Here is a 24,725-nt window from a genome sequence, read left to right on the forward strand (position 1 = left end):
TCCTTAATGGAAGTGTAGTTAGCTTACCCAACGTCCAAGGGACTTATTCTCGCCCTGCACGCCATTCACGGAGCCTTAAGTCAGCCTTCGCACCGATACTAAGAAACGGCTGAGGCGGCAGATTTTTCGGTGGGTCATAGCTGGAGAAAATCTCAACCAACTCAGATTTCATTCCCAGGGCCGCTTCAGCAGCAGCGATACCGGCGGCTGTAGACTTCGACGCACCTAAACCGTTGCACGCGCAGGCCGCAAACAGGCCTTGTTCAATTTCCCCGAATATCGGCACGCTGTTCCAGGTCAACGCCATAGGCCCGCCCCATCGATACTGCATTTTCAGCCCTACAAGGTCAGGAAAACGATCGGAGAACTTACGGTCATGCACCCGACCGGCGCTTTGCACATGACCATCGTTGATCTCCAACCCCGCGTGATATGAATAACGTGAGCGAATCAAGATCCGGTCACCCTCAGCACCACTCACACGACGCACTGTAGTTCCCATCGGTAAGGCCGGTGTCGCTGCCCAGTCGCGTTTTCCGCCGAGACGTTTCGAATCGAAAGGTTCAGTCATGGAAGCATAGGTGAAGACATGCAACATCTGCCCGCGAAACAAGCCAAAGCTCTGGGCGTGGCCATTGTTTGCCAGGATGACTCGTTTGGCCGTGACCGAACCTGCGGAAGTCTTCAGCAACCAACGACCAGACTGCTTTTCGAAGGACTGTACCGGCGAATTCTCATACAAGGTCACTGGCTTTCTCAGGCAATCTGCAACGGCACGAATATAGGCAGCAGGTTGCACCATCACCGTTCCAGGCATGTACAGCCCGGAGGTGTAGATACGGCTGCCAGTCACGCCATAAATGCCCTTGGCATCAAGGATCTGATAGGACTCACCCAAACCCTGCAGCTGGCGTGCATAAGTAACGATGTGGGCGTCGCCCTTCTGGCTAATCGCTACGCTGTAGCGGCCACAGGGGTCAATGATTTCACGCCCCCAGCCGTTTTCTTCCGCCATGTCCGTAGCCAAGCTAATAGCAGTGCGATAGAGCTTGATATCCCGCAGAGCCCGATCTGTTGATGTGCCACCAAAATCTTCCGAGCTGACTTCATGGGGCAAATCAATAATGAATCCTGAGTTACGCCCCGTGGCCCCCTCCCCGACAACGCCCGCCTCCAAGACGGCAACTCGCAATGTCGGATCAAGCTGAGATAACCGTCGCGCGGCAGACAGACCAGCGAAGCCAGCGCCAATGATTGCAACATCAGCAATTACAGCGCCATGAAGCGATGTGGTCGGTGCCCGTGGAGCGAGCATCTCAACCCAAGCTGAACGACTGCTGTTCTTTGGGAATTTGGTGGCTACGTACATGACTTCTACTCCCAAGTCGTCAGGCGAGGTCAGATTCGAGAGCAATCAGTGGATCAAGGGCAGCCTTGAGCGCATCTATTTTGTAAGCAGATAGACGTGCCAACGGTCGACGAGGATTTCCAGCTCCGTAGCCCGTGATCTCGGAGCCTGCATAGACTGATTGAACATAGTCACCCTGCCAGATCAACGACATGACGGGCTCGAGCGAGCGCCAGATCTCCCGAGCACGACCCCAATCCTGTTCCAGGGCGGCATTTACCACCGCTACGCAAGAACGTGGTGCCATGTTCGCCCCACCCCAAATCAAGCCTGCAGCACCGGCGAAAAGCGCGTATGGCACCAGCGGGTCGGCGCCATTCATCGTCGGCAAACCGGTACGGATCAGCGATGCCTGCGCCGCGAGATCACCGCTGCTGTCTTTGACCGATACAAAGTTTGGAATTTCGCTCAATTGGCGAAACAGCGATGGCGTGACCTCTACGCCGACGGCCTGAGGCACGTTGTATCCGATGATTGGCAGCCCGGCTTCAGAGACGGTGGAATAGAAGTCGATAATCCCTTGGTCATCAGTTGGGCCTTCGAAAAAGGGCGGCAACACCATGACGCCATCCGCCCCGCATTCCGCTGCATGACGGGTGCGTTCCACTACTTCATCTGCAAGCAAGGCGGACGTTTGCACAATCACTCGAGCACGGCCATTGATAACTTTGGAACCAAAGGCCACGAGTTGCTTGGACTCTTCCTTGCTGAGGTAAACATGCATGCCCGTGCCGGAGCTCAGGACAAACCCATGTACACCAGCGGAGATGTAGCGTTCAATCAAACTTTCAAAACGCGGGTAATCAATTTTTCCCTGCGCATCAAATGGAGTTGTGATTGCCAGATTGACACCGGAAAAAGCGAATGCGGACATTGATTCAAACCTCATTTTGTTCTTTTCTGGAAAGTCCAGCCAGATAGCTCTCAGCTGGAAGTAATGATTCGCGCGCACCAAGCAAATTATCGCTGCGCCTGCAACCAAATAGCCTGGTATAAATTTATTCCGATACTTTTCCAAGAAGCCAAGCGTCGGCGATATTTGCCAAATCAAATGTGAGCTTCTACCTTCCGCTTGTTAAGCGCTCAACAAATGGCAGATTTGTCTTTTTTATTCCACGAGAGCTCACAGTAACAACAGGTACGAGAACCTGCCTCTGGAATAAACTAAATAATCAGGAAATAAACTTCATCTCATCACCTTGAAACATTCATTTCGTATTCGGTTTTCATGGTGAAAGAATAATGACAAGAGAGATTGGGACATAGCGACTTATACGCCGATCAATTGATGAGCTGACCTCATGCATTTGAGTCGTCGGGATCCTGCCGCAATCCGCTACCGAACTGTTCTTCGAGCCAGTCGCGCAGCTTGCAGCAGCTGGGATCACGGGCTTTGTCCTCATTGGAATTCAAATAATGAAGGGTTTCTCTATGCACCAGTTTTTCTTTGACTGGTCGGATCAGGAGCCCTTTTTCGATCAGGGGAGCGACAAGGTAATGCCACCCCAAGGCAACACCTTGGTGGGCCAATGCGAGCTGGATGAGAACGTTGTAGTCGTTAGCATTAAAGAAATGCGGAGCATGGCTGGGTCGAGCTTTGAGATCGATATCGTGATGAGCAAACCAAACGTTCCAATCCACATGTTCAGCCACCTGTGAACGGCCAAAGGGACTGAGGTTCAGCAATGCTCCATCTCGAAGATCTTGAATGGATTGTAGCTCTGGATGCTGCTCCAGATACTGAGGCGTGCAGACCGGATAAATGACGTCGCATACCAGTGGCTGGCTGTGATAACCGTCGTGACTTTTCATCATTTTGCAAATGATGAAATCTGGATGAACACCGCTCTCCATCGATAGAAAATTTTGGGTAACGACTAGGTTTAAGTCTATCTCTGGGTAGGATTCGAAGAAAGAAGGTAATCGGGGGCCAAGCCAAAAATTGGTGAACGCAGGCGAGCAGCACAGGGTTACCACATGCTTAGAGGTGGTATTACTGCGCATTCGCTCAGCCGCTTGAGCAATGCTGGTAAATGAAAGCTGAACCACGTCATAGAAATTAGAACCCGCATCCGTGAGCTTTACCGCCCGGCCTGCCCGCTCGAAAAGCTCCGTTCCGAGATGAACCTCTAGCTCACGTATTTGGCGGCTGATAGCACCTTGGGTAACGCAAAGAGCCTCAGCAGCGCGCGTAAAGTTTTGATACCTGGCCGCCGCTACGAAGGCTTTGACGGCACGTAGGGATGGCATCTTGATCAGCGTTTGATCAGGTTCATTTTGCTTAATCATTACTGTAGATCATCACTAGCCCCTTTAAAAAATCGATTCTTCCCGCCACAGGCCTCGCTCTAGACTGATTACAAGCCCCAGCGATCTAGGGGGAGGCTCTCCAGCAAAAGATTATCTGAATTGGCTGGGGCGTAATAGCCCTTGTGAGCCGATGGTACATCTGTAATCAGTTCTCTCCGAACGGCTACGGTCGATGCAAAAAGCCCCGATTTTAGATTTGAGAGTGCACATAAAAATGCAGAAATACACTGCCGTATTAGACCTTATCAAACAACGTAAACCCCAGCATGGGTTGCCGGGCGCTACCTATGCCGACCCGGAAGTTTATCGCCAAGATTTAGAACAGATTTGGCATAAGGAGTGGATCTTCGCGGGTCATACCTTCGAGCTGGAAAAGCCGGGACAGTATTTGACACTGCAAATCGGCGATTTCCCGGTCGCCGTGGTGCGAGGGAAAGACGGCAACATTCGTGCGTTCCATAACGCGTGCCGCCATCGTGGATCAAAGGTCTGTACCGAGGATAAGGGAAAGGTGGCAAAACTTGTGTGCCCCTACCACAAATGGACATTCGAGTTAGACGGGAAGCTACTGTACGCCGGCAACATGGGCCCCGACTTCAACACAGCAGACCACGACCTGTTGCCCGCTCATTGCGAGGTGGTGCATAGCTACATTTACGTCTGTGTGGCAAAGCTTGCACCTGATTTCGAAAAATTCCGAAGCGCGGTATCTCCGTTTATTGGCCCTCACTACCTGGAGGATTGCAAAGTTGCGTTCGAAGCCAACCTGGTGGAGAAAGGCAATTGGAAACTGGTGTTTGAGAATAACCGAGAGTGCTACCACTGCGACGGTACGCACCCAGAACTACTCCAGTCTTATACCGAACTTGCATCGGTACAAGGGATCGGCGGCGAGGAAACCCCTGAGCTGACGGCCTATTGGAACACTTGCGAAGCTGGTGGCCTGGCTAGTCGGCTCGCTATGGATCCGGCGGGACAGTTTCGTATGACGCGTATTCCGCTCGACCACGGCGCCAGCAGTTACACCATGGACGGTAAACCTGCCGTCAATCGACGCCTGGATCGCAGCGGAGTAGAGAATATCGGCGCGCTGCTGTACTTCAACTATCCATCGACTTGGAACCACTTTCTTGGCGATCACGCTCTGAGTTTCCGAGTTTTGCCACGAGGCCCTGGAGAAACGGTGGTAACTACCAAGTGGTTGGTGCCCAAGGACGCTCAAGAGGGGGTGGATTACGATGTCGAACGCCTCACGAAAGTGTGGATGGCGACCAACGATCAGGATCGACGTCTGGTAGAAGGCGCCCAAGTTGGCGTGACCTCACCAGCCTATCAACCCGGTCCATACTCACCGTTGGTGGAGAATGGCGTTTGTCAATTCATAGACTGGTACTGCGAGCTGATGGACAAGCGTTTGACGGAAACAGTTGGCGCTTCAAAGGCGTTTTGATAAGTAGCAACCACCGGTGTTCGCCGTGTAAAGGAACACCCTGACAACTTTAATGCAAGTTCGATCTGCATTAGTCAGCAGAAGTGCCGTTCGACAAAAAACAAGAGGAATTTAAGTGTGCATTCCCAGAACGCCGCCTCCCAGCTCACAGAGTCCCGCTTGAATACTCAAAAAGTGTCAAGCATAGGATTTTTATTGCTGGAAAACTTTTCTCTCACCTGCTTTACGCAGTGCCTGGACGTGTTGGTGACGGCAAATCAAATTCGGCCAGGCTGTGTAAAAATTTCTACTTTCAGTAGAAACAACTCGGAAATCATGAGCGACTTGGGAATACCTATCAGACCGGACACCCCATTGACGGAGATTCGAATCTCAGACTTGGATTTAATGGTGGTATGCGGTGGCTTACGAACACCGAGAACGGTTCCACATTGGCTAATCAGTCTTTTGCACAAGCTTGCCAGTTTACCTATCGCACTGGGCGGGCTCTGGAATGGCGCCTGGTATCTTGGAAAGGCAGGTCTTTTAGATGGGTACCGCTGCGCCATTCATGCAGAGCAACGAATCGGCCTGGCTGAATACGCCCCCAACACGACTGTGACACTGGACACCAGTGTAGTCGATCGTGACCGGCTCACAGCTTCTACGCCCGCAGGCGCATTTCAAGTCATGATCCAGTGGCTCCATAAAGTTGCTAATCATGAGTTGGCTGATGCTGTGTTAGATGTGCTGGATTATGATCAGTCTCGATTTCGTACTACCGCTAAAGCCCGAAACCTTACAGTAACTGCGCCGGTGCGAGAAGTGATCACGCTGATGGAGTCTAATATTGAAGAACCTTTAGACCTCGATCAACTTGCACAATGCGTTAAACTTTCCAGACGTCAGATTCAACGCTTCTTTCAGAATCAGATAGGTACGCCTCCTCAAAAGTACTATCTGGAATTGAGGCTCACTGAAGCCAAACGCCTGATACAGAACTCAAAATTTGCAATGATTGATGTTGCGATCGCATGCGGGTTCGTTTCAGCGGGCCATTTCAGCAGACGTTATAGCGCCCTCTTCGGTCATCCGCCTTCAAAAGAGAGTCGTTATGAAATCTAGTTCCCCATAAACCGGGTAGGAGCGAATCACGCTACCTCATGTAGCGTTATCTGACAGGCACGTTTGCGAGGTAAAGGATCATGCGATCCAAGTGTGATTTATCGGAGCAAGAACTGTTGATGCATGGGGTGATTTTACGGGAAGCACTCATGCGAATTCTGGTCCGTCACTCACCCTCGTGTGGCGTCGGTGTTGAGGCTACTGAAGTGTGCCTTCGATCATTAGGTAATGCCCGTTTGGACATCGGCCTCGGTCCTTTCTCAGGCGGGCCGCTGCCCTCGACCCTGGAGTCCACAGTGACTCAGGCGTTGTCAAATGCCCCCAGGACTAAGCCGGACTTTAAAATTCTGCTTTCTGCTATTGAGATGCTGCTACCCGGCAGCCGCTGGATAAAGCGATTGGCTGCCGAAAAGGATGATGCCGACTTTGAAGAAAGACACCGGCATGCGTTGATTTTTGGAAAGGGTGGCCTTTTTCAATGCTCGACAATAACCCTGGGATTGGCAGTCATGGAACCGGAACTTAATTACCCGTTCCACAGGCATCCCCCCGCAGAGTTCTACCTCGTTTTATCGGAGGGTGATTGGTACCGGGAAGACGCCGGATGGTGGAGTCCCGGGGCCGGCGGTGTCGTGTTCAATCCTCCATCGGCGGTCCATTCAATGAGGTCAACCGGCAAACCGCTGCTGGCACTTTGGGGACGAATAGAAAACGCGCAGGAGGCCGCTCCAGATAGTAAAGGTGTTTTCCAATAACTCTAATTCAACCACCACATCAGGGGGAAATATGTCATATCCATTACCCACAAAGATGCATGCAGTATTACTCAACGGACTCGGCGGGCTGGAGCAACTGGAATACCGGACGGATGTATCCGTCCCACAACCCAGTGCCGGAGAAGTACTGATTCAGGTACGCGCCTCCGCTGTTAACAATACGGATATCAACACCAGGATTGGTTGGTACTCTAAATCTGTCAGCAGCGATACAGCGTCCGGTGGCGCAACAGGGTTCGACAGTGTAAACGGCGATGATTCTTCCTGGTCGGGTACGGCGCTGAAATTCCCACGAATTCAAGGTGCCGACTGCTGTGGGTACATTGTTGCAGTTGGGCAAGGCGTTTCAGCTTCACGCATTGGCGAGCGTGTGATCGTCAGCAATCTCCTGCGTACCTATGTCGACTATAGGCCATATGAGTGCTGGACATTTGGCAGTGAATGTGACGGCGGGTTTGCTCAGTTTGCCGTTGCCCCCTCTAAAGAGACGCTCAAGGTGGAGTGCGACTGGACTGATGCGGAACTCGCATCGATACCTTGCGCATATTCAACTGCAGAAAACATGTTGCACCGACTGAAGCTGGGTAAAGAAGTAGTCTTGATAACGGGCGCTTCGGGAGGCGTAGGATCTGCCGCCGTTCAGCTCGCCAAGCGACGTGGTGCCGTGGTTATTGCGCAATGCTCTGCCGCCAAAGCATCAGAGGTAAAGGCTTTAGGCGCCGACCGTATTATTGATCGCAAGGCCGATCTGCTCTCGGTGCTGGGCGAAAATTCTGTGGATGCCGTTGTAGACGTGGTCGGGGGTGAGGACTGGCCGGATCTCTTACGCGTTCTGCGCCTAGGAGGCCGATATGCCATTGCCGGCGCAATTGCCGGTCCAATGGCAGAGATTGATCTTCGAACCCTTTACCTAAAAGATCTCACACTTTATGGCTGCACTTTTCAAGACGACGAAGTTTTTACCAATCTCATTGCCTATGTCGAGTCGGGAGAAATACGTCCTGTTGTAGCTAAAACGTATCCGCTAAATGAAATTCATCAGGCACAGGAAGATTTCTTGAGCAAGGCACACATGGGCAAGTTGGTCTTAATCATTCCGGAGGTAAATCAATGAAAATTGCCAGTGTTCATATTTATACCCATGAGTTACCTGTCCTTGATGGGCCGTATACCATGGCCAATCAGGTCGTCTATTCATTGACGACCACGTTGGTCAAACTCGTAGCGGATAATGGACTGTTTGGGTGGGGAGAGACATGCCCCGTTGGCCCGACCTACTCCGACTCACATTCGAGAGGTGCTGCGGCGGCCCTGACTGAAATGGCCAAGGGACTCGTCGGCACCGAAGTGCTACCTGTCCCTCTGCACCGGCGCATGGATGGATTACTCAAAGGTCATAATTACGCCAAAGCAGCGATCGATATCGCCTTGCATGACCTCTTGGGGAAGCATCTGGGACTTAGCGTTTCGGATCTTCTGGGCGGTGCCCTGGCAGATCGTCTCCCCTCCTATTCTGTTGTTGGGATCAGCGATCCCGACGAGTCGGCCCGCCTTGCAGTCGATAAGCGCGACCAAGGTTATCCCCGCCTGCAGATAAAGGTAGGTGGCAGGCCAATCGAGGAAGATATCGCGGCCGTTCAAAAGGTGTGGGAAGCAGTAGGCAGTTCGCGTATCAAGCTCGCCGTAGATGCCAATCGAGGCCTGAATACACGCGACGCCTTAAGACTTTGCCGCGAATGCGCAAACGTCCCTTTCATCCTCGAGCAACCTTGTAACACCATCGAAGACTTCCAGAAAATTCGTTCGCAGATTAGCCATGCGATGTACATGGACGAGAGCTGCACCAGCATCAATACCGCAATCACCGCGGCGGGAACCGGTCTAGTCGATGGTTTCGGAATGAAGGTCACCGCGCTGGGAGGCTTGCATCCGATGCGCGCGTTCCGTGACATCTGTGCAGCACGGAACTTACCCCATACCTGTGATGACGCATGGGGTGGAGATCTCATTGCGGCCGCCTGCACCCACATCGGCGCAACTGTCGCTCCTGAACTGCTGGAGGGTGTATGGATAGCAGCCCCCATGATTGACGGTCACTACGACGAGAAAAATGGAATACGCGTGGAAGGTGGTCACATCAAACGCCCACAAGGAGTCGGCTTGGGTGTCGTGCCTGAAGAGAGCATATTTGGCGAACCGGTGGCGTCCTTCTAAATCATCAGCCTGGCAACGCTTCACGGCACGTCCAGGCGTTTGGTGTGCCTAGCCAAGGCGTCAATTGAATTGATCGGCGCTACGCAATCATATTGATGTTGAGTCGTCCTTGGCCAGGCTATACGAGCTAGAACTTCAAGCACCCAACCAAGACCTTGAGTTGCCGGAAGATCTCAGTCAGACGCCCCGAACCGGGCTGCGCCGAGTGCGCAAATTTCTCGACCCGCTATGGATCTGCGTGATGTGCCGGCTGATCTCTTCGGCCATAGGACGCTGTTTCTCTGTCGCCGTGGCGATCTGGGTTTTCTAACGAACCTACCGCCTCACCATCGACGACATCTGGGCGTGATACCTGGAATCAAGGCCGGCATGAAACACGCCGGATTAGGATGATTTAGCGTCTTAGTGAATACAGCCCCCCCAACACCACCAGCAGCGCCCCCACCATCAAGGTGGTCTCCAGCGCCTCGCCGAACCACACCACACCCAGCACCGAAGCGAATACCAACAGGGAGTAGTTGAATGGCTGCAGGGTTACCGCCGCCGTGTATTTCAGGGCTTGCAGCAACAGCAGCTGCGCCATTACGCCGGTCATTGATAACACCAGCATCAACACCAGCTCCAGCGGCGTAGGTGTCACCCATTGCGGCAGGCCGATCGCAGTCGAAGCGACCGCCCCCCAAAAACCCATGTACAACATATTGGTGCCGAAGCTGTCGGTGCTACTGATCTTACGCGTGAGTATGTTGAAGCAGGCGAACATAAGGGCTGCCACCAGGGGAATCAACGAGGCGGGACTGAACACGCCCATGCCGGGTTTGAGAATGATTAGTGTGCCGACAAAACCAATCACCGCCGCCATGCACTTGCGCAGGCTGAGCTGCTCACGCAGCGCCAGGGCAGCCATGGCCATGGTCAGCAGAGGAAAGATGGCGTAGATCGCATGGGTTTCGGCCAACCCCAAATAGCGTAGCGCCATGCCGAACACGAAAATTTCGAACACCCCCAACAGCGAGCGAGCCATCTGCATCCAGGGATGGGCGGTTTTCCGAGCATTGGCCATCCCACCCTTCATCCTCACAAAACACACCGCGAACATGAGGAACACCCAATAGCGCACCATCACCAGTTGCGCCACCGGCAAGTCCTTGACCAGAATCTTGGTGATCCCGTCCTGGGCCGCGAAGATGAACATCGACAGCAGGCAAAGCATGATGCCGATACGCGTTCCCCTCGCCCGTCCTGCTTCGCTTGTTGACTCGACCACTGTGCTCATGATGGCAATCCCCGGCCGGAATCATTCACCCCACACCTCCTCGAACACCCGCACCCAGTTTGCCCCCATGATCTTGCGCACCACCCGCTCGGGATGACCGCGTCTGAGCAGGGTCTCGGTGAGGTTAGGAAACTCGCCGACGGTACGGATGCCTAGCGGATTGATGATCTTGCCAAAGCGTGTCAGACGTCGTGCGTAGCCCTTGTCGTGGGTCAGATATTCAAAGAAGTCCTGGCCATGCCCTTGAGTGAAGTCGGTGCCAATACCAATGGCATCTTCACCGACGATGTTCATGGTGTATTCGATGGCCTCAGCAAAATCATCAATAGTCGCGTCCACGCCCTTGGCCAAGAACGGGGTAAACATGGTCACGCCAACGAAGCCGCCGTGGTCGGCGATGAACTTCAATTCAGCGTCGGTCTTGTTACGCGGATGTTCTTTGAGTCCCATGGGCAAGCAGTGCGAATAGGTCACCGGTTTGCTCGAAGCCAGGATGACCTCCTCACTGGTACGCGAACCGACGTGGGACAAATCACACATGATGCCAACGCGGTTCATCTCAGCAACGATCTCCTGGCCGAAACCCGACAGCCCGCCATCACGCTCGTAGCTACCCGTCCCCACCAGATTCTGAGTGTTGTAGCACAACTGCACGATCCCCACGCCCAACTGCTTGAAGATCTCCACATAGGCGGTCTGGTCCTCGAACGCGTGGGCGTTCTGAAAGCCAAGAAGAATACCGGTCTTGCCGAGCTCCTTAGCCTTGCGTATATCCGCGGTGGTACGCACCTGCATCACCAGATCACTGTTCTCGCGGATCAGTTTCTGGCTGGCCGCGATGGTATCCATCGTCTTTTGGAAGCCTTCCCACACCGAAACCGTACAATTAGCGGTGGTCAAGCCGCCTTTGCGCATGTCCTCAAACAGCTCACGGTTCCATTTGGCGATGACCAGACCATCAATCACGATACTGTCGTCATGTACTTCGCGCGCATTCATGCCGCGTCTCCCTTTTCAATAGATGCGTGAGCCAGTCCCGCGCATCGTCGCTCAAGCATCAACCCGGGTGGCGAATACCTTTTAAACCACGCGCTGGTTCCACACCTGGCCCATCGTGCAGAGAAATTCGCGAGGTCTCTGGCAAGCCCAGACCTCCCGCCAGTGCCAGCAAGGCGATCACCACCAGGTAGAAGGCTGGCGCCAGGCTGCTGCCAGTCTGGTTAATCAGCCATGTTGCAACCAGCGGCGCGGTACCGCCAAACAGCGTGTAGGCAATGTTGTAGGTGATCGCCGATGCGGTGTAACGGGTGCGGGTGGGGAAAACTTCGGAGAGCAGCGCGGCCGTAACCACGCCCGGCAGCACAGCGCCCACCGCGAGCAACAAGACTCCAAATATCGCCGCTGGCACTTGACCGGCGCTAGCCAGCCAGTAGGCCGGAAAAACGGTCAGGATCACCCACGAACAAGTCGTGGCGACTGTCCTGCGCCGGCCGAATCGGTCCGAGAAAGCCCCTGCCGCCGGGCAGACACCGGCTGCGAACAGCAACGCCACCGTCGAGACCATCAGTGACTGCCCACGGCTAAGATGCCCAACCACCTGCAGGTAGGTGGCGAAGTACGTGGTGAACATATAGAAGGACAGTGCAGTCAACGAAATGAAGGCGCCAAGCCGCAGGATAGAGCCCCTCTGCTGCTGCAAAGTTTCGCGAAGCGGGGAATGGGCATGGGTTTTATCTTCGGCCATGGAATGCCGGAAAGCCGGGGTTTCCTCCATCTTCCAACGCAGGTAGAGGCCCACTAACCCGAGCGGTGCAGCCACCAGAAACGGCACCCGCCAGCCCCACGCGCCCATTGCTTCGGCCGACAGGCTCGCTTCCAGCAGATAAGCCATGATTGCTGCACACGCGAAGGCCGAGAAAGTCGAGACGGGAATGAAGCTGCCATACCAGGCACGTTTGTGATTCGGCGCATGTTCCATCAGGTAGGCGCAGGCACCGGCGTACTCGCCACCAGCGGAAAATCCTTGGACACAGCGGGTAAGCGTCAGCAGTACGGGCGCCATCAGCCCTATACTCGCGTACGTCGGCAGTAGTCCGATCACCGTAGTGGCACCAGCCATCATCAGCACCGTGACCGACAACACGCGTTTGCGTCCCAAGCGATCACCGAGCGTGCCGAATACGATGCCACCCAGTGGCCGCAAGGCGAAGGCAACCGCGAAGATGGCAAAGGTTTGGAGCAAGGCGGCGCTGGGGTCAGCACTGGAAAAGAATTGTTTGGCGATGGTGGTGGCGAGAAATCCGTAAACCGCGAAATCGAACCACTCTACAAAGTTACCCACTGCGGCTGCCGCGATGACCTTACGCAGTGTGGCCGGTGAAACATGGCCTGTTTCGCTCATTGTGGTGCTCTCCTGGATTATTCTAATTAAATAAGATGGGCAGCCAATAATTCGGAACAAACTAGGTGCAGAATTCTTGTTGTGGTGGTACTTGTTGCGCTACTGCAGTCAGCCATTGTCGACCGGCAAGGCGAGCGCTTGTGGTGATAAACTTGGTGCCATCATATGCAGACTGCCCCCGGGGCGACCAGACTTCCTGATCACCTAGGTAATCGGCGTTATTGCATTCATCAATTTGCGAGAGAAGCTGTCGTTATGCGTGAAGAAGATTGTCTGAATCCCGAATATCTTCTTCATCATTTACCGGTCGCTGTGATCATTGCCCGCAATCGGGTGATCCTGAACTGCAATGCCTTGGCGCGGACAATGTTTCGCGCCAGTGATGTACAAATCATTGGGGCCTCGTTCGCGATGCTGTACCCCAAACAGAAAGACTTCGAAACCGCGGCGGAACATTTCGGCCCCCTGCTTTCGCGACATGCCGACTTTCATGATGACCGTTTAATGCGCCGTCTGGACGGCACGCATTTCTGGGTGACCGTTCGGGGTTACGGCTTCAACGAAAGTAATCCGTATGAATTGGCTGCTTGGGTATTCACTGAAGTGGATACCCGGAAACAAGAGGAACTGAAGGAGAAAGTGATCCTCACCTCTCGAGAACGCGAAGTGGCTGCGCTGCTGGTAGACGGACTGACCAGCAAGGAAGCTGCGAAAAGCCTGGGCATCAGTCCCAGAACCGTAGACATCCATCGCGGCAGCCTGCTTCGCAAATACGCGGTAAATTCCACACCGGATCTGATTCGACAGATCGTCAACTAGCCTGCGCCGGGTTGAGTACACCGGCCGGGAAAATCTCCGACGCCAGTTGTGCCAGACACAACGCGGTCAGCGGGGTTTGTTCCGCTGACTTGACCACGGTATTACCGGCGGGCAGGGCCGGGGCGATTTTCCAGGCAACCATCATCAGAGGGTAGTTCCACGGCGCGATGGAGGCGATCACGCACACCGGAGCGCGGCCCAGGGCACCCGCTGCTTCAGCAGAGTACTCCCTCTCGCCAACGCAGGTGTCGGGATATCCCTGGTCCGCAGTGAAGCTCAACAAGTCTCTCGCACCGCGCCTGCGTTCGATGTTCGATGTTCGATGTTCGGCATGAAACAGAATCAGGCGCTGCCGGTGGAGCTATCCTGTGACAACCTGTCTTTACTGCGCGACCTGACGTTGTGTAGCGACAACATCCTGTTCACCTGGAGCTCTTGGCTCGATCACGACGACCGCAATGGCGGCCTAGTAAACTTGGGCTCCCTGTTACATCCCGAACTTTCGCCATCGGATATGTGTATCGAGTGCGCCATCGTGCAACTGGCGGGACGTACCCTATCGCCACCCGCGCAGCGGCTAGTGGACCTGATCCTTGCACAGGCCTGACTCGCCGAAAAGACCTCACAACGTCGCTAGCCTGCCTTTCGTAACGCTGCGATATCTCGTTTAGGCGCAACTCCAAACAGTCGACTGTATTCGCGGCTGAACTGGGAGGGGCTTTCATAGCCAACCTTGAAAGCCGCACTGGATACGTCCTGGTGTTCATTGAGCATCAATCGTCTTGCCTCATTCAGTCGAAGCCATTTTTGATACTGCAAGGGGCTCATTGCGGTGAGTTGGCGGAAGTGGTGGTGGAAGGTTGGCGTACTCATCTGGACACGGGCCGCTAGCTCATCGACTCGAAGCGCCGAGGTGTAATTCAACTTCAACCAATCGATGGCTTTGGCGATCCGATAACCTTGACCATCGACAGAAGTTATCTGTCGAAGCCGGCCCGCCTGATCACTTTTCAAGAGACGGTAGTGAATTTCACGCTGGATCAAAGGGGCGAGAACAGGAATAGCTTCCGGCTCATCGAGCAGCGCCAACAAGCGCTCGAACGGCGCCAGCATGGCTGCGGTCACTGAACCGATGCCTACCCCTTTCGCGGCCGAGCGTTCACGGGTGGGCGGCAGGTCACTCTGCGCTATCAGCTCTGCCAGCATGCGCAAATCGAGCTTGAACGTCAGGCCCAGGCACGGTTGCTCCGGGCTCGCCTTGAGCACCTCCGAGTTGGCCGGCAAATCCAGTGAGGTGACCAGAAAACGCGAGGTGTCATACGGATAACCCTCACCGCCTACCCACAGCTGTTTCTCGCCTTGGGCGACAAGAATGATGCTCGGTTCGACCATGCAAACAACAGGCGGCGACGGGTGTTCGCGCCTAAAGAAGCCGAGACCCGCAATCGAGGTTGCGTAGTCACCGGGTTTCAAGACCCGCGAGCCAATGACCTGGACGAGCGCCTCTTGGGGCGATGTGGGGGTTTCGTGTGGGGGCATCATGTTCGTCTCGTACCTCTTCGCTGAACTCTAACTCGCCCGCGCGCAACCGTCCTGCAAAAGAACGCAGACTCATAGAATCAGGCAAGTAATCCAGCGCAATGCACTGTTTGCAGTCAGGGCAGAGCGGGAAAATGTTCATCCGACACACCATCGAGGACTCTCCCATGCTTGTACAAGCCTATGGTGCTCATGCGGGCGACAAACCCCTTGAGCCTTTGCAGATCAGTCGCCGTTCCCCCGCCACCCATGACGTTCAGATCGACATCGCCTTCTGCGGTATCTGCCATTCGGACTTGCATCAGGTGCGTGCCGAATGGGCAGGCACGCAGTTCCCCTGCGTACCGGGACACGAAATTGTCGGCCGCGTATCGGCGGTCGGCGCCCATGTAGCGGAATTCAAAGTCGGAGATCTGGTCGGTGTCGGCCGCCGGCCGTATAGACGCCGACGGTTGGATCGTAGGTCGTAAAGCATAGAACCCATGACGAAGGGGTGGCCGAAAGAGATCAAAATTGCCTCCAAGGTCAAACGAGCGACCGTTCATGGAAGCAGGGGTGAACGCAGCATTTCATTAGCGATCGACTCCAACGGCAAGCTTCACTATGGCCGAGACAATGTTAGTGCGAAGCATGCTGTGGCGTTCTGACCTATCCCGGTATCGTCTGAATTCGATACGTGTTTGAAGAAGCTCCGTCTGCTTAATTCTAATAGACGCCTGCTTCTTGCGATTGTAAAACAGAAAGGCGGCGTTTCCATTTTCGTGTTAATCATACTGAACGATGCGGCACTAAAAACTCTACAAATGCCGTTATGATTGAAGCACGACTTACACTGCCCTCGCAGCAGTAGAGTTGGCTTCCCAGGCATGTCTAAATAGAGTCATATAGTTAATATAGGTGTGCACCTCCATCTGTGTGGTCGCGTAAAATATCTTGAAGCATTAATCTTAACCCCAGGAAAATATGAACATTAAAGTCTTGCTCACCTACATCCTAATCGCATGTACTACAGGATGCGTATCAAAAGCATCGCCGTTAATGGGTAACGAATCAATTGTGCATATTGAGGCGCAAATCGGCGATGAAATGATCGCTAGGCGTCTGGATATGAAGCCCTCAAACAACCTGCAGCATTTCCTCTTCACAGGGGCAGAGCACACTATGGAGCTGGGCATAGTGAAGACGGGATACCAGAATAGCCATCGTCGATGTATTGCTATAGTGAAGTATGCTCATTTCGAGCCGAGCGCTCGTTATACGTTAACTCAAACCAGCATCATCGGGGGCGGAGTTTCTGTCTCTCTAATTGATGAAAATGGGAAAGTATTGGTGCGGGAAGATAAAGTCCCGTGCTTGTAACGGAATACTTAATGCGTTTCTCTCTATTCATCAGACAAGTTCGGCTGGCTTCGATTCTGCTGCCTGTTGATCATGTAATCTCAGCAGCTTGGACGTTTATGAAGTATGCCGAGGCAGACTACTTGCCGATCGATAATAATGCCGCTGATCGGTCCATTCGGCCCCTCGTGATCGGAAGAAATAACTCGCAGTTCAGTGACACGCTCAAAGGCGCGATGGTCAGAGCTAAACTTCGGCAACGCAGGCCCCGCCGAACAACGCGTCATTGCTGTAGTGGACGTTATTGAATGTGAGGGGCTGACGCAAGGCCAACTTGTCGCTACGTGCCGTCCTACAGCTTTGCTTTCAGCCGGCCTCAATGCCTTCTTGGATAGTCGCGCGGCCATCGGAAGTGGCCACCAGTAGGTTCGAGTGGACGTTGTCTAGCCCCCCTACACACAGCAATTTTTTCTGCCCCACAGGCGGGAGACCGTCAAGCTGACGTCAAAAATGCCGTGGCCGCCACGAATACCGAACTCCCCTGTGGGTGTTGGCTTTTTTTGGTGGTATTTCCGGGTGATTCCGGTGGTCTTACTGTGGGATTTCACGCCGTCCAGGTTTACAGGCGTGTTGTTGAAGGTCACGGCGCCGTCGCTGTAAAGTCCGGAGAAACTGACTGCGTGCATAGGTAGCGAAGGGTTCCACACACCTAGTCTTTGTAGAGACCTGCCGCCATTGCTCGTTGCACTGCGAGGTCAACTATCAAATCAATCACAGGCGTATCGAAACCAATCCGCTGTGCTAGAGGCTGGGCCGGCTTCTGCATGGTGTCGTCCACGTTTGACCGACCGAGCTCAAAGCCCTGCAGAATATTTTGCCTATGCGTTGAAACTGCGAAGCGACGCGCGTGCCTCATCAACTTCGCCCAGGGCGCAACCGGACGCACGCGTAATCGAAGCGGCTCCATGAGCCAGCGCGTCAGCCGTTTCAGCAAAGCCCAGCCCCATACATGCCATGCAGATTTTGGACTGCTACGGACCGACAGGTTTAGAGACGGGCGCGGGTTGTGCGTCGTCGCTGGCTTGGTTGCCATGAGTCGACTGTCACTACTGCCAGGGCTTTTCGGAATAGAGCTATTCAAGGAGAGCAAGAAGTTCACAGCAGTCATCTTCATCCTGCAGGTCTTGCGCATATGCTTGTACCATGCGCAGTTGATCAAGTGATCTCGGACGAAGCGCCACGTGGTTACACTCCTGAAACTTTTGCCAGATCGATGGCCAGTCCATCGGTGCGGTGGGACTTCCTGGTACATCCACACCAGTTCTGGAAAAAACTCGTCCGTCAAAGATTGTAATCTTTACGTGGCCCGCAGGCATTTCAACCTTCCAGTCGAGTGAAGGGTCTGGTACCGGTACGATCCTCTTGGCAAGCGCTAGTACCTCGGTATTTCCAAGCTCATCTGAAGTGAAATCCGTCAGGCTCAAACCGCGCTTTACCACCGCGACCGCGACAAGAAAAGGAAGGCTAAATTTAGCGTCTACAAGCGTTGCAGGCTCCCGCCGTGCAGACAGTGGTTCGCACATTAATTGATGGTAATCACCAACGTGTACTCTGATCTCCTGGATGTCATCGGGCTTCAAATCATTTTCTACAATCACCAAACCAATAGTCGCGTGTAGGTGACTGTGTGATGTCCCTACCGCAGGCCAACGCTTAAATAGTGTTCGATCACCGATGTAGTCTTGTCCCAGTCGCAGCAAAATTGCATCTCGGTCGTATTGGCCTCCAAAATACATCTGGAAGAGCCCGTGGGGACCTTCAAAGACTTTTGGAACGCCGGTCACGCCCTTGTCTGCGAGCAACGTTGCCAAAACAGCTCCTTTGGCCGAAAACCCCGCATACATGGCGCGTAGGTCGCTGCCCACGGAATTGATCACCTCCATTGTGCCGCTGCACTGCATCAGAGCGATGCCCAGCGCATGCTCTGTTTTCTCACGACCCCCAACCTCCAGTTTGTTGGCAACCCCGGTGGTGTGAGAGATGTTAAGGATGCGTGGGTTGCGGGCTCAAAGTTCGAGATCAGCCTTTAATTAAAACTTGATTTATTACGAGATAACCAGTTCAACCAGCGCAACGCGCTGGTTGAACTTCCTATCAAACAGCCCAAGATAGCTAAAAGACTTCAATAGGCCTATCAGCCGTACAAATTAATAAGCCTTGCGATGCAAATGAGGAAGATAGAAGTGGATAAAGAATTAGCCGTTCAATCGCTGACCGACGTCATGGCCAAGTTCACGGCCTACATTGGTAAGCGCTTGCCGACCGACGTTAAAAAGAAGACTGCCCAACTACGCGCAGCGAAAACCAATCCGTTAGCCATCGCCATCTACGACTCGAAGGCAGAGAACCAAGACTATGCCGACAAGCTCGACCGACCGAGCTGCCAGGACACAGGGGTCATTTAGTATTTCATCGCTGCAGGCGCAAGTTCCCACTGCTTGGGGAGCTGGAAAGCATCCTAGAAAACGCAACCCTGGAAGCAACCATCAAAGGCCCACTGCGTCACAACGCCGTGGAGACGTTTGTCGAGAAGAACACCAGTACCAATACCGGCTCCAAGATCCCATGGATTGATTGGGAAATTATCCCGGATGCCGATTACGCGATGATTGATTTCTAGATGGCCGGCGGTGGGTGCACGCTACCGGGCTCCGCCAAGGTATTAATGCCAGGCCAAGGCTACAAAGGTGTGACGGAATTCGTTTTCGATGTCATTACCTCTCACGGCGTGAACGCCTGCCCGCCCCTGCTGGTCGGCGTCGGCGTCTCCACCTCCGTGGAAACCGCTGCTCGTTTATCCAAGCGGGTGATCCTCCGGCCGGTGGACTCCAGTCACCCCAACGAAAATGCCGCTTTGATGGAAAGGCTGCTTGAAGAGGGCCTTAATGAGGTCGGTATTGGCCCACAGTGGGCCTGACCGGTAATAGCAGCGTGATGGGTGTGAACATCGAGTCTTCAGCCCGACACCCATCAACCATCGGCGTGGCGGTATCCACCGGCTGCTGGGCACACCGCCGCGGCAAAATTCGTATCAATGCCGACCTGTCCTACGACATCCTCTCCCATGAAGGAGTAGTACTGTGATTAAAGCTCTCAACACTCCTATCAAGGATGAAGATCTCGTAGAGCTTAATGTCGGCGACGTGGTTTACCTGACTCGTCAATTGGTCACCTGCCGTGACGTGGCTCATCGCCGACTCATCGTGCGCAAAAAAGACGATGGCAGTTTCGAGATGGTGTCCATCGGGCCGACTACCAGTTTGCGAATGGAAAAATTCGAGAAGCAATTCATTGAGGAAACCGGCGTCAAGATGATTATTGGCAAAGGCGGCATGGGCCCCGAAACCACCGCAGGTTGCCTGGAGAACAAGGCAGTACATGCGTTATTCCCCGGCGGTTGCGCGGTACTTGCGGCCACTAAGGTCAAGGAAATCGAACGGGCTGAGTGGCAAGACCTCGGCATGCCAGAAACCCTTTGGGTTAACCGGGTCCGTGAATTCGGCCCGCTGATCATCTCCATCGACACCAAAGGCAATAACCTTTTCGAGCAGAACAAGGCACGCTTTAACGAACGCAAAGGTGCAATCATCGAGAAAATCAACAGCCAGGTGCGTTTCATCAAGTGACTTGGTGGATCGGCCGCGACCCAACACCGTGGCGGCCGTTCTTTCATGACAAGGCACTTTGGGGTCAAGAATGAACAATGCTCAAGACTTGTTTTTTTTCATCTATTAGCCAAACAGGGTAGCCTTGTCGCGACTGCCAGAGAGCTGGGCATTACCCCACCGGCGATCAGCAAAAGGCTTTCGGCGCTGGATAAAGCCTTACCCAAAGGTACCGGGCGCCCCTCTTACGATCCTGCCGACCAGCTCAAACTGTTCCTCTACGGCTATTTCCAAAGGATTCGCTCATCCCGGCGGCTCGAAGCCGAGTGCCAGCGCAGCATCGAAGTGATGTGGTTGATCAACCGGCTCAAACCCGACTTCAAGACCATCGCCGACTTTCCCAAAAACAACAAAGCAGCCTTTATCGCGACCTGTCGTGCCCTCGTCCAGTTTTGCGGCATGGTGGGTCTCATCGCAGGCGAGCTGGTGGCCATCGATGGCAGCAAAGTTCAGGCGGTTGCTTCCTCGCGGCGTCATATGAATTTGAAGCGGCTCAAGCACCAGGAGCAGAAGCTGGATAAACGCATCGCTCAATACCTGGCTGAGCTGGATGAAGCGGATAAAACCGAAGCCGATGAGGTGGTTGACCGCAGTGCGGTCTAGACGGCTTTGGCGCAACTTGAAGTCAGGCACTCCAATAACCTGACGTGCCAGGCACTGATGAAATCAATGGAATGACCTGGGCGGGCGCTTCCTGCGGCGATGTGGCGATCTCGTATTGAGTTGTCATGTTCATCTCGTACCTCTTCGTTGAACTCTAACCCACTCGCACGTAACCGTTTTGCAAAAGAACGCAGACTCATAGGATCAGGCAAGTAATTCAGTGAAATGCACTGTAGAGAGTCTGCTCAAAGGGGGGAAAATGCTTACTCGACACACCATCGAGGAGGATTCTCCCATGCTTATACATGCCTATGGTGCTTACGCGGGCGACAAACCCCTTGAGCCTTTGCAGATCAGTCGCCGTTCCCCCGCCACCCATGACGTTCAGATCGACATCGCCTTCTGCGGTATCTGCCATTCGGACTTGCATCAGGTGCGTGCCGAATGGGCAGGCACGCAGTTCCCCTGCGTACCGGGACACGAAATTGTCGGCCGCGTATCGGCGGTCGGCGCCCATGTAGCGGAATTCAAAGTCGGCGATCTGGTCGGTGTCGGTTGCATCGTCGACAGCTGTAAACACTGTGACGACTGTGAATCCGGCCTGGAAAACTACTGCGATGGCATGATCGGCACCTACAACTTTCCGACGTCAGACGCGCCCGGCTGGACGCTGGGCGGCTACTCGCAAAACATTGTGGTGCATGAGCGTTATGTCCTGCGCATCAGTCACCCGGAGGAGCAATTGGCCGCCGTCGCGCCGCTGCTGTGCGCGGGCATCACCACGTATTCTCCGCTGCGTCACTGGAACGCCGGGCCGGGTAAGAAAATAGGTGTGGTCGGCATCGGTGGGCTGGGCCACATGGGTATCAAACTGGCCCATGCGATGGGCGCCCACGTTGTGGCGTTCACCACGTCCGAATCCAAGCGCGAAGCGGCGAAGGAGTTGGGCGCTGACGAAGTTGTGGTATCGCGCAACGCTGAGGAGATGGCCGCGCATACCAAGACCTTCGACTTCATCCTCAACACCGTCGCAGCGCCCCACGATCTGGATGCTTTCCTGGTGTTGCTCAAGCGCGATGGTGCGTTGACCCTCGTCGGCGCACCGGCATCGCCGCATCCATCACCCAATGTGTTCAACCTGATCATGAAGCGCCGAACGATCGCCGGCTCGATGATCGGCGGCATCCCTGAAACGCAGGAGATGCTGGATTTCTGCGCCGAACACGGCATCGTCGCCGACATCGAACTGGTCCGAGCCAATCAGATCAATGACGCCTACGAACGGATGCTCAAGGGTGACGTGAAGTATCGCTTCGTGATCGACAACGCCACATTGGTTGGCTAGTCGAAAGACTCCAGCCGGTAACGACTCAACCGAAAGGATGATCCAGTGAAAGGTATTTTTCTCGCCCTCGGGCTACTTGTTACCTCTTTTTCTTCGATGGGAGCCGATATGTCAAACGGTGCAGACAACTTCTACAAAAGTGACAAAGTGACGGTGGAAAAGGTCACCTTCAAAAATCAATACGGAATGAAAGTCGCGGGCAACCTGTTCACGCCGACAGACCTCGATCCGAAAACGAAAAACGCAGCCATTGTCGTTGGACACCCCATGGGCGCCGTAAAGGAGCAGAGTGCAAACCTCTACGCCACCAAAATGGCTGAACAAGGATTTGTCACGTTGTCGCTGGACTTGTCCTTCTGGGGCGCCAGCGAAGGCACACCTCGCCAAGCAGTCTCGCCTGATATCTATGCCGAAGACTTTAGTGCCGCCGTGGACTTTCTCGGCACTCAACCCATTGTTGATCGCGAGCGTATTGGCGTCATTGGCATCTGTGGCAGCGGCAGCTTCGCTATCAGCGCGGCCAAAATTGATCCGCGCCTCAAGGCGATCGCCACCGTCAGCATGTACGACATGGGCGCAGCCAATCGTAACGGCCTCAAGCATGGCGTAACGGCGGAACAACGTCAGCAGATCATTCGCGAGGCGGCGCAGCAGCGCGACGCCGAATCCTGGGGTGGCGAAGTCCGCTATACCAGCGGCTCACCACTGAAATTGACTGGCAACGCCGTGGGTGACGAGTTCTACGATTTCTACCGCACGCCGCGTGGCGAGGTTACGCCTGCCGGAGCATCGGCGCTGACCACCACCATGCCGACGCTGACCAGCAATGTGAAATTCATGAACTTCTATCCGTTTAACGACATAGAGACGATCTCCCCTCGTCCACTGCTATTCATTACTGGCGCCCATGCCCACTCACGGGAATTCAGCGAGGATGCGTACAAACGCGCTGCTGAGCCTAAAGAGCTGCTCATCATTCCCGATGCCGGGCATGTGGATCTCTACGACCGGGTCAACCTCATTCCATTCGCCAAGTTAACCTCGTTCTTCAAAAGCAACCTGAAGTAGCCTGATCGGCGTCCTGCTCGGGCACCGGCTCTCTCTCGCGGTCTCGTTCACGGGGCCACGACGCTTCGCGCATTACAGGATTCAATCAATGACCAAACACTCTCCCGCCCCCCCGAAAGCTGAACAATCGTGGGGCGCCGTATTCGCCATGTCGCTTGCAGCCTTCGTGCTGGTGGCATCGGAATTCATGCCCGTCAGCCTGCTGACGCCGATTGCCGCCGACTTGCATATCACCGAGGGGCAAGCAGGCCAGGGTATTTCTGTCTCTGGACTGTTTGCACTGTTCGCCAGCCTTCTGATCGCTTCGGTGGCGGCGCGGGTCGACCGCAAACCTCTGCTGTTGTCACTGACTGTGCTGATGATCATTTCGGGAACAGTGGTCGCTTTCGCGCCGAATTACTGGGTATTCATGATCGGTCGCGCGTTGATCGGGGTAGCGATAGGCGGCTTCTGGTCGCTGTCTGCCGCAACCGCCATGCGCCTGGTGCCTGAAGACCAGATCACTCGCGCCATGGCAATCGTCAACGGCGGCAACGCTTTGGCAACAGTGATTGCAGCGCCGCTGGGCAGTTTCCTTGGCGCGTTGATCGGCTGGCGCGGTGCATTTTTGTGCGTTATCCCGGTAGCGGTGATCGCCTCTGCCTGGCTTCTGTTTAGCCTTCCGGCGATGAAGTCACAAAGTGGTTCGGGCACTGGGAATGTCTTCAAGTTGATGAAAAGCCCACCGGTCGCGTTAGGCATGGTGGCGGTCAGTGTCTTTTTCATGGGGCAGTTTATGCTGTTTACCTACCTGCGCCCGTTCCTTGAAACGGTCACGCACGTCAGTGTTTCCACGCTATCGCTGATGTTGCTCGTCTTGGGTCTGGCTGGGCTCGCGGGAACCTTCCTGATTGAAGCCTTCTTGAAAAATGGCCTGCATCGCACCCTCATCGTCATTCCGATATTGATGGCGGTGATCGCACTGGCGCTCGTTTCATTCGGCAGTTCGGCGGCCACCACCACTGTCTTGTTGGGTCTCTGGGGACTGGTTGCAACGGCAGCTCCAGTGGGATGGTGGACATGGCTGGCCAGAACATTGCCAGAGGCTGCTGAAGCGGGAGGCGGCTTAATGGTGGCGATCATTCAACTGGCCATTGCCTCGGGTGCAACCGTTGGCGGGCTGGTGTTTGACTTGAGCGGCTATCGCGCAACCTTCGAGTTGAGCGCCGCATTGCTGGGCGTGGCGGCTGTGCTTGCCTTCCTGGCTGCACGCTCTGCCACGCGGGAGCCGGTTGCATCGGTGAACATCGCATAAAGAACCACAAGACACGCCAAGGCGTTTCTTGTGGTTCCGGTGGAGCAATCGTTCA

23 protein-coding genes and 5 pseudogenes are annotated in these 24,725 nt (G+C 54.4%); 18 read left to right on the forward strand and 10 right to left on the reverse strand.

Annotated features, from left to right (window positions below):
- Positions 1-43: 43 nt before the first annotated feature.
- The 3 genes from FIV39_RS20050 to FIV39_RS20060 all read right to left on the reverse strand — a co-directional run bounded on the left by FIV39_RS20050 (position 44) and on the right by FIV39_RS20060 (position 3,697).
- The gene (locus tag FIV39_RS20050; protein ID WP_069970796.1) at positions 44-1,369 is read right to left on the reverse strand and encodes an NAD(P)/FAD-dependent oxidoreductase; all 1,326 of its coding nucleotides are present in this window, start codon (positions 1,367-1,369) and stop codon (positions 44-46) included.
- Between the two features lie 19 nt (positions 1,370-1,388).
- On the reverse strand, positions 1,389-2,459 hold the full coding sequence (locus FIV39_RS20055; protein WP_244176341.1) for a dihydrodipicolinate synthase family protein: 1,071 nt from the start codon (positions 2,457-2,459) through the stop codon (positions 1,389-1,391).
- Positions 2,460-2,707: 248 nt separating this feature from the next.
- Positions 2,708-3,697, reverse strand: a complete 990-nt coding sequence (locus tag FIV39_RS20060; protein ID WP_090404463.1) for a LysR family transcriptional regulator — start codon at positions 3,695-3,697, stop codon at positions 2,708-2,710.
- A gap of 235 nt (positions 3,698-3,932) precedes the next feature.
- On the opposite strand from FIV39_RS20060, the gene FIV39_RS20065 reads away from it, so the two are divergent.
- From FIV39_RS20065 to FIV39_RS20085, 5 genes are all read left to right on the forward strand, one after another.
- Positions 3,933-5,168, forward strand: coding sequence for an aromatic ring-hydroxylating oxygenase subunit alpha (locus FIV39_RS20065; protein ID WP_090409991.1), 1,236 nt, complete (start codon positions 3,933-3,935; stop codon positions 5,166-5,168).
- Between the two features lie 159 nt (positions 5,169-5,327).
- Positions 5,328-6,272 (forward strand): GlxA family transcriptional regulator, encoded by a 945-nt coding sequence (locus FIV39_RS20070; RefSeq protein WP_244176343.1) that lies wholly within the window; start codon positions 5,328-5,330, stop codon positions 6,270-6,272.
- A gap of 296 nt (positions 6,273-6,568) precedes the next feature.
- On the forward strand, positions 6,569-7,027 hold the full coding sequence (locus FIV39_RS20075) for a dimethylsulfonioproprionate lyase family protein (protein ID WP_244176345.1): 459 nt from the start codon (positions 6,569-6,571) through the stop codon (positions 7,025-7,027).
- A gap of 31 nt (positions 7,028-7,058) precedes the next feature.
- Positions 7,059-8,162 carry an alcohol dehydrogenase family protein gene (locus tag FIV39_RS20080; protein ID WP_230173425.1) on the forward strand — a complete coding sequence of 368 codons (1,104 nt, stop codon included), beginning with the start codon at positions 7,059-7,061 and terminating at the stop codon, positions 8,160-8,162.
- Positions 8,159-9,262, forward strand: coding sequence for a mandelate racemase/muconate lactonizing enzyme family protein (locus FIV39_RS20085; protein ID WP_069970792.1), 1,104 nt, complete (start codon positions 8,159-8,161; stop codon positions 9,260-9,262). Before FIV39_RS20080 ends, FIV39_RS20085 begins: the two co-directional genes overlap by 4 nt.
- Positions 9,263-9,656: 394 nt before the next feature.
- Here FIV39_RS20085 and FIV39_RS20090 read toward each other — a convergent pair whose 3' ends face one another.
- The 3 genes from FIV39_RS20090 to FIV39_RS20100 are packed head-to-tail and all read right to left on the reverse strand — an operon-like array spanning position 9,657 to position 12,939.
- Positions 9,657-10,538, reverse strand: coding sequence for a DMT family transporter (locus tag FIV39_RS20090; RefSeq protein ID WP_090404472.1), 882 nt, complete (start codon positions 10,536-10,538; stop codon positions 9,657-9,659).
- A 21-nt stretch (positions 10,539-10,559) separates the two neighbouring features.
- Complete coding sequence (locus FIV39_RS20095; protein ID WP_069970790.1) at positions 10,560-11,537, reverse strand: dipeptidase; 978 nt, start codon at positions 11,535-11,537, stop codon at positions 10,560-10,562.
- Positions 11,538-11,595: 58 nt separating this feature from the next.
- The gene (locus FIV39_RS20100) at positions 11,596-12,939 is read right to left on the reverse strand and encodes an MFS transporter (RefSeq protein ID WP_090404480.1); all 1,344 of its coding nucleotides are present in this window, start codon (positions 12,937-12,939) and stop codon (positions 11,596-11,598) included.
- Positions 12,940-13,194: 255 nt separating this feature from the next.
- On the opposite strand from FIV39_RS20100, the gene FIV39_RS20105 reads away from it, so the two are divergent.
- On the forward strand, positions 13,195-13,758 hold the full coding sequence (locus FIV39_RS20105) for a LuxR C-terminal-related transcriptional regulator (RefSeq protein WP_069970788.1): 564 nt from the start codon (positions 13,195-13,197) through the stop codon (positions 13,756-13,758).
- A 10-nt stretch (positions 13,759-13,768) separates the two neighbouring features.
- Here the strand turns inward: FIV39_RS20105 and FIV39_RS20110 are convergent.
- Positions 13,769-14,041, reverse strand: a pseudogene (locus FIV39_RS20110) (aldehyde dehydrogenase family protein); the annotation flags it as partial.
- Positions 14,042-14,089: 48 nt separating this feature from the next.
- On the opposite strand from FIV39_RS20110, the gene FIV39_RS20115 reads away from it, so the two are divergent.
- Positions 14,090-14,365 (forward strand): type 2 periplasmic-binding domain-containing protein, encoded by a 276-nt coding sequence (locus FIV39_RS20115; RefSeq protein ID WP_143513877.1) that lies wholly within the window; start codon positions 14,090-14,092, stop codon positions 14,363-14,365.
- 26 nt (positions 14,366-14,391) lie between these two features.
- On the opposite strand, the gene FIV39_RS20120 is transcribed toward FIV39_RS20115, so the two are convergent.
- Positions 14,392-15,300 carry an AraC family transcriptional regulator gene (locus FIV39_RS20120; RefSeq protein ID WP_090404485.1) on the reverse strand — a complete coding sequence of 303 codons (909 nt, stop codon included), beginning with the start codon at positions 15,298-15,300 and terminating at the stop codon, positions 14,392-14,394.
- A gap of 164 nt (positions 15,301-15,464) precedes the next feature.
- Here FIV39_RS20120 and FIV39_RS20125 point away from each other — a divergent pair.
- From FIV39_RS20125 to FIV39_RS33995, 3 genes and pseudogenes are all read left to right on the forward strand, one after another.
- Positions 15,465-15,725: pseudogene (locus tag FIV39_RS20125) on the forward strand (alcohol dehydrogenase catalytic domain-containing protein); the annotation flags it as partial.
- A gap of 535 nt (positions 15,726-16,260) precedes the next feature.
- Positions 16,261-16,656, forward strand: a complete 396-nt coding sequence (locus tag FIV39_RS20130; RefSeq protein WP_244176347.1) for a hypothetical protein — start codon at positions 16,261-16,263, stop codon at positions 16,654-16,656.
- 98 nt (positions 16,657-16,754) lie between these two features.
- A complete protein-coding gene (locus FIV39_RS33995) occupies positions 16,755-16,943 on the forward strand; it encodes an IS66 family transposase (RefSeq protein WP_390620707.1) in 189 nt (62 codons plus the stop codon).
- Between the two features lie 144 nt (positions 16,944-17,087).
- Here FIV39_RS33995 and FIV39_RS20140 read toward each other — a convergent pair whose 3' ends face one another.
- Positions 17,088-17,279 carry a hypothetical protein gene (locus tag FIV39_RS20140; protein ID WP_143513878.1) on the reverse strand — a complete coding sequence of 64 codons (192 nt, stop codon included), beginning with the start codon at positions 17,277-17,279 and terminating at the stop codon, positions 17,088-17,090.
- 489 nt (positions 17,280-17,768) lie between these two features.
- On the reverse strand, positions 17,769-18,647 hold the full coding sequence (locus FIV39_RS20145) for an MmgE/PrpD family protein (protein ID WP_338062218.1): 879 nt from the start codon (positions 18,645-18,647) through the stop codon (positions 17,769-17,771).
- Between FIV39_RS20145 and FIV39_RS34000 the strand changes: the two genes are divergently transcribed.
- The 8 genes and pseudogenes from FIV39_RS34000 (at position 18,615) to FIV39_RS20175 (ending at position 24,670) form a co-directional block, all read left to right on the forward strand.
- The gene (locus FIV39_RS34000; RefSeq protein WP_338062213.1) at positions 18,615-18,725 is read left to right on the forward strand and encodes a carbohydrate porin; all 111 of its coding nucleotides are present in this window, start codon (positions 18,615-18,617) and stop codon (positions 18,723-18,725) included. The two genes, FIV39_RS20145 and FIV39_RS34000, sit on opposite strands and share 33 nt — an antisense overlap.
- Positions 18,726-18,878: 153 nt before the next feature.
- Positions 18,879-19,779: pseudogene (gene ttdA / locus FIV39_RS33750) on the forward strand (L(+)-tartrate dehydratase subunit alpha).
- Entirely contained in the window at positions 19,776-20,321 is a 546-nt protein-coding gene (locus FIV39_RS20155; RefSeq protein ID WP_090404496.1) for a FumA C-terminus/TtdB family hydratase beta subunit, read from the forward strand. The pseudogene ttdA and the gene FIV39_RS20155 overlap by 4 nt, the downstream one beginning before the upstream one ends.
- Positions 20,322-20,366: 45 nt before the next feature.
- Positions 20,367-20,522, forward strand: a pseudogene (locus tag FIV39_RS33055) (helix-turn-helix domain-containing protein); the annotation flags it as partial.
- Positions 20,511-21,032: pseudogene (locus FIV39_RS20160) on the forward strand (transposase); the annotation flags it as partial. The pseudogenes FIV39_RS33055 and FIV39_RS20160, both read left to right, overlap by 12 nt.
- Positions 21,033-21,258: 226 nt before the next feature.
- Entirely contained in the window at positions 21,259-22,308 is a 1,050-nt protein-coding gene (locus FIV39_RS20165; RefSeq protein ID WP_057005562.1) for an NAD(P)-dependent alcohol dehydrogenase, read from the forward strand.
- Between the two features lie 96 nt (positions 22,309-22,404).
- Positions 22,405-23,376 carry an alpha/beta hydrolase gene (locus FIV39_RS20170; RefSeq protein ID WP_390620708.1) on the forward strand — a complete coding sequence of 324 codons (972 nt, stop codon included), beginning with the start codon at positions 22,405-22,407 and terminating at the stop codon, positions 23,374-23,376.
- 88 nt (positions 23,377-23,464) lie between these two features.
- Complete coding sequence (locus FIV39_RS20175) at positions 23,465-24,670, forward strand: MFS transporter (RefSeq protein ID WP_090404502.1); 1,206 nt, start codon at positions 23,465-23,467, stop codon at positions 24,668-24,670.
- Positions 24,671-24,725: the final 55 nt, after the last annotated feature.

The organism is Pseudomonas grimontii (assembly GCF_007858185.1).
Classification (GTDB): domain Bacteria; phylum Pseudomonadota; class Gammaproteobacteria; order Pseudomonadales; family Pseudomonadaceae; genus Aquipseudomonas; species Aquipseudomonas grimontii.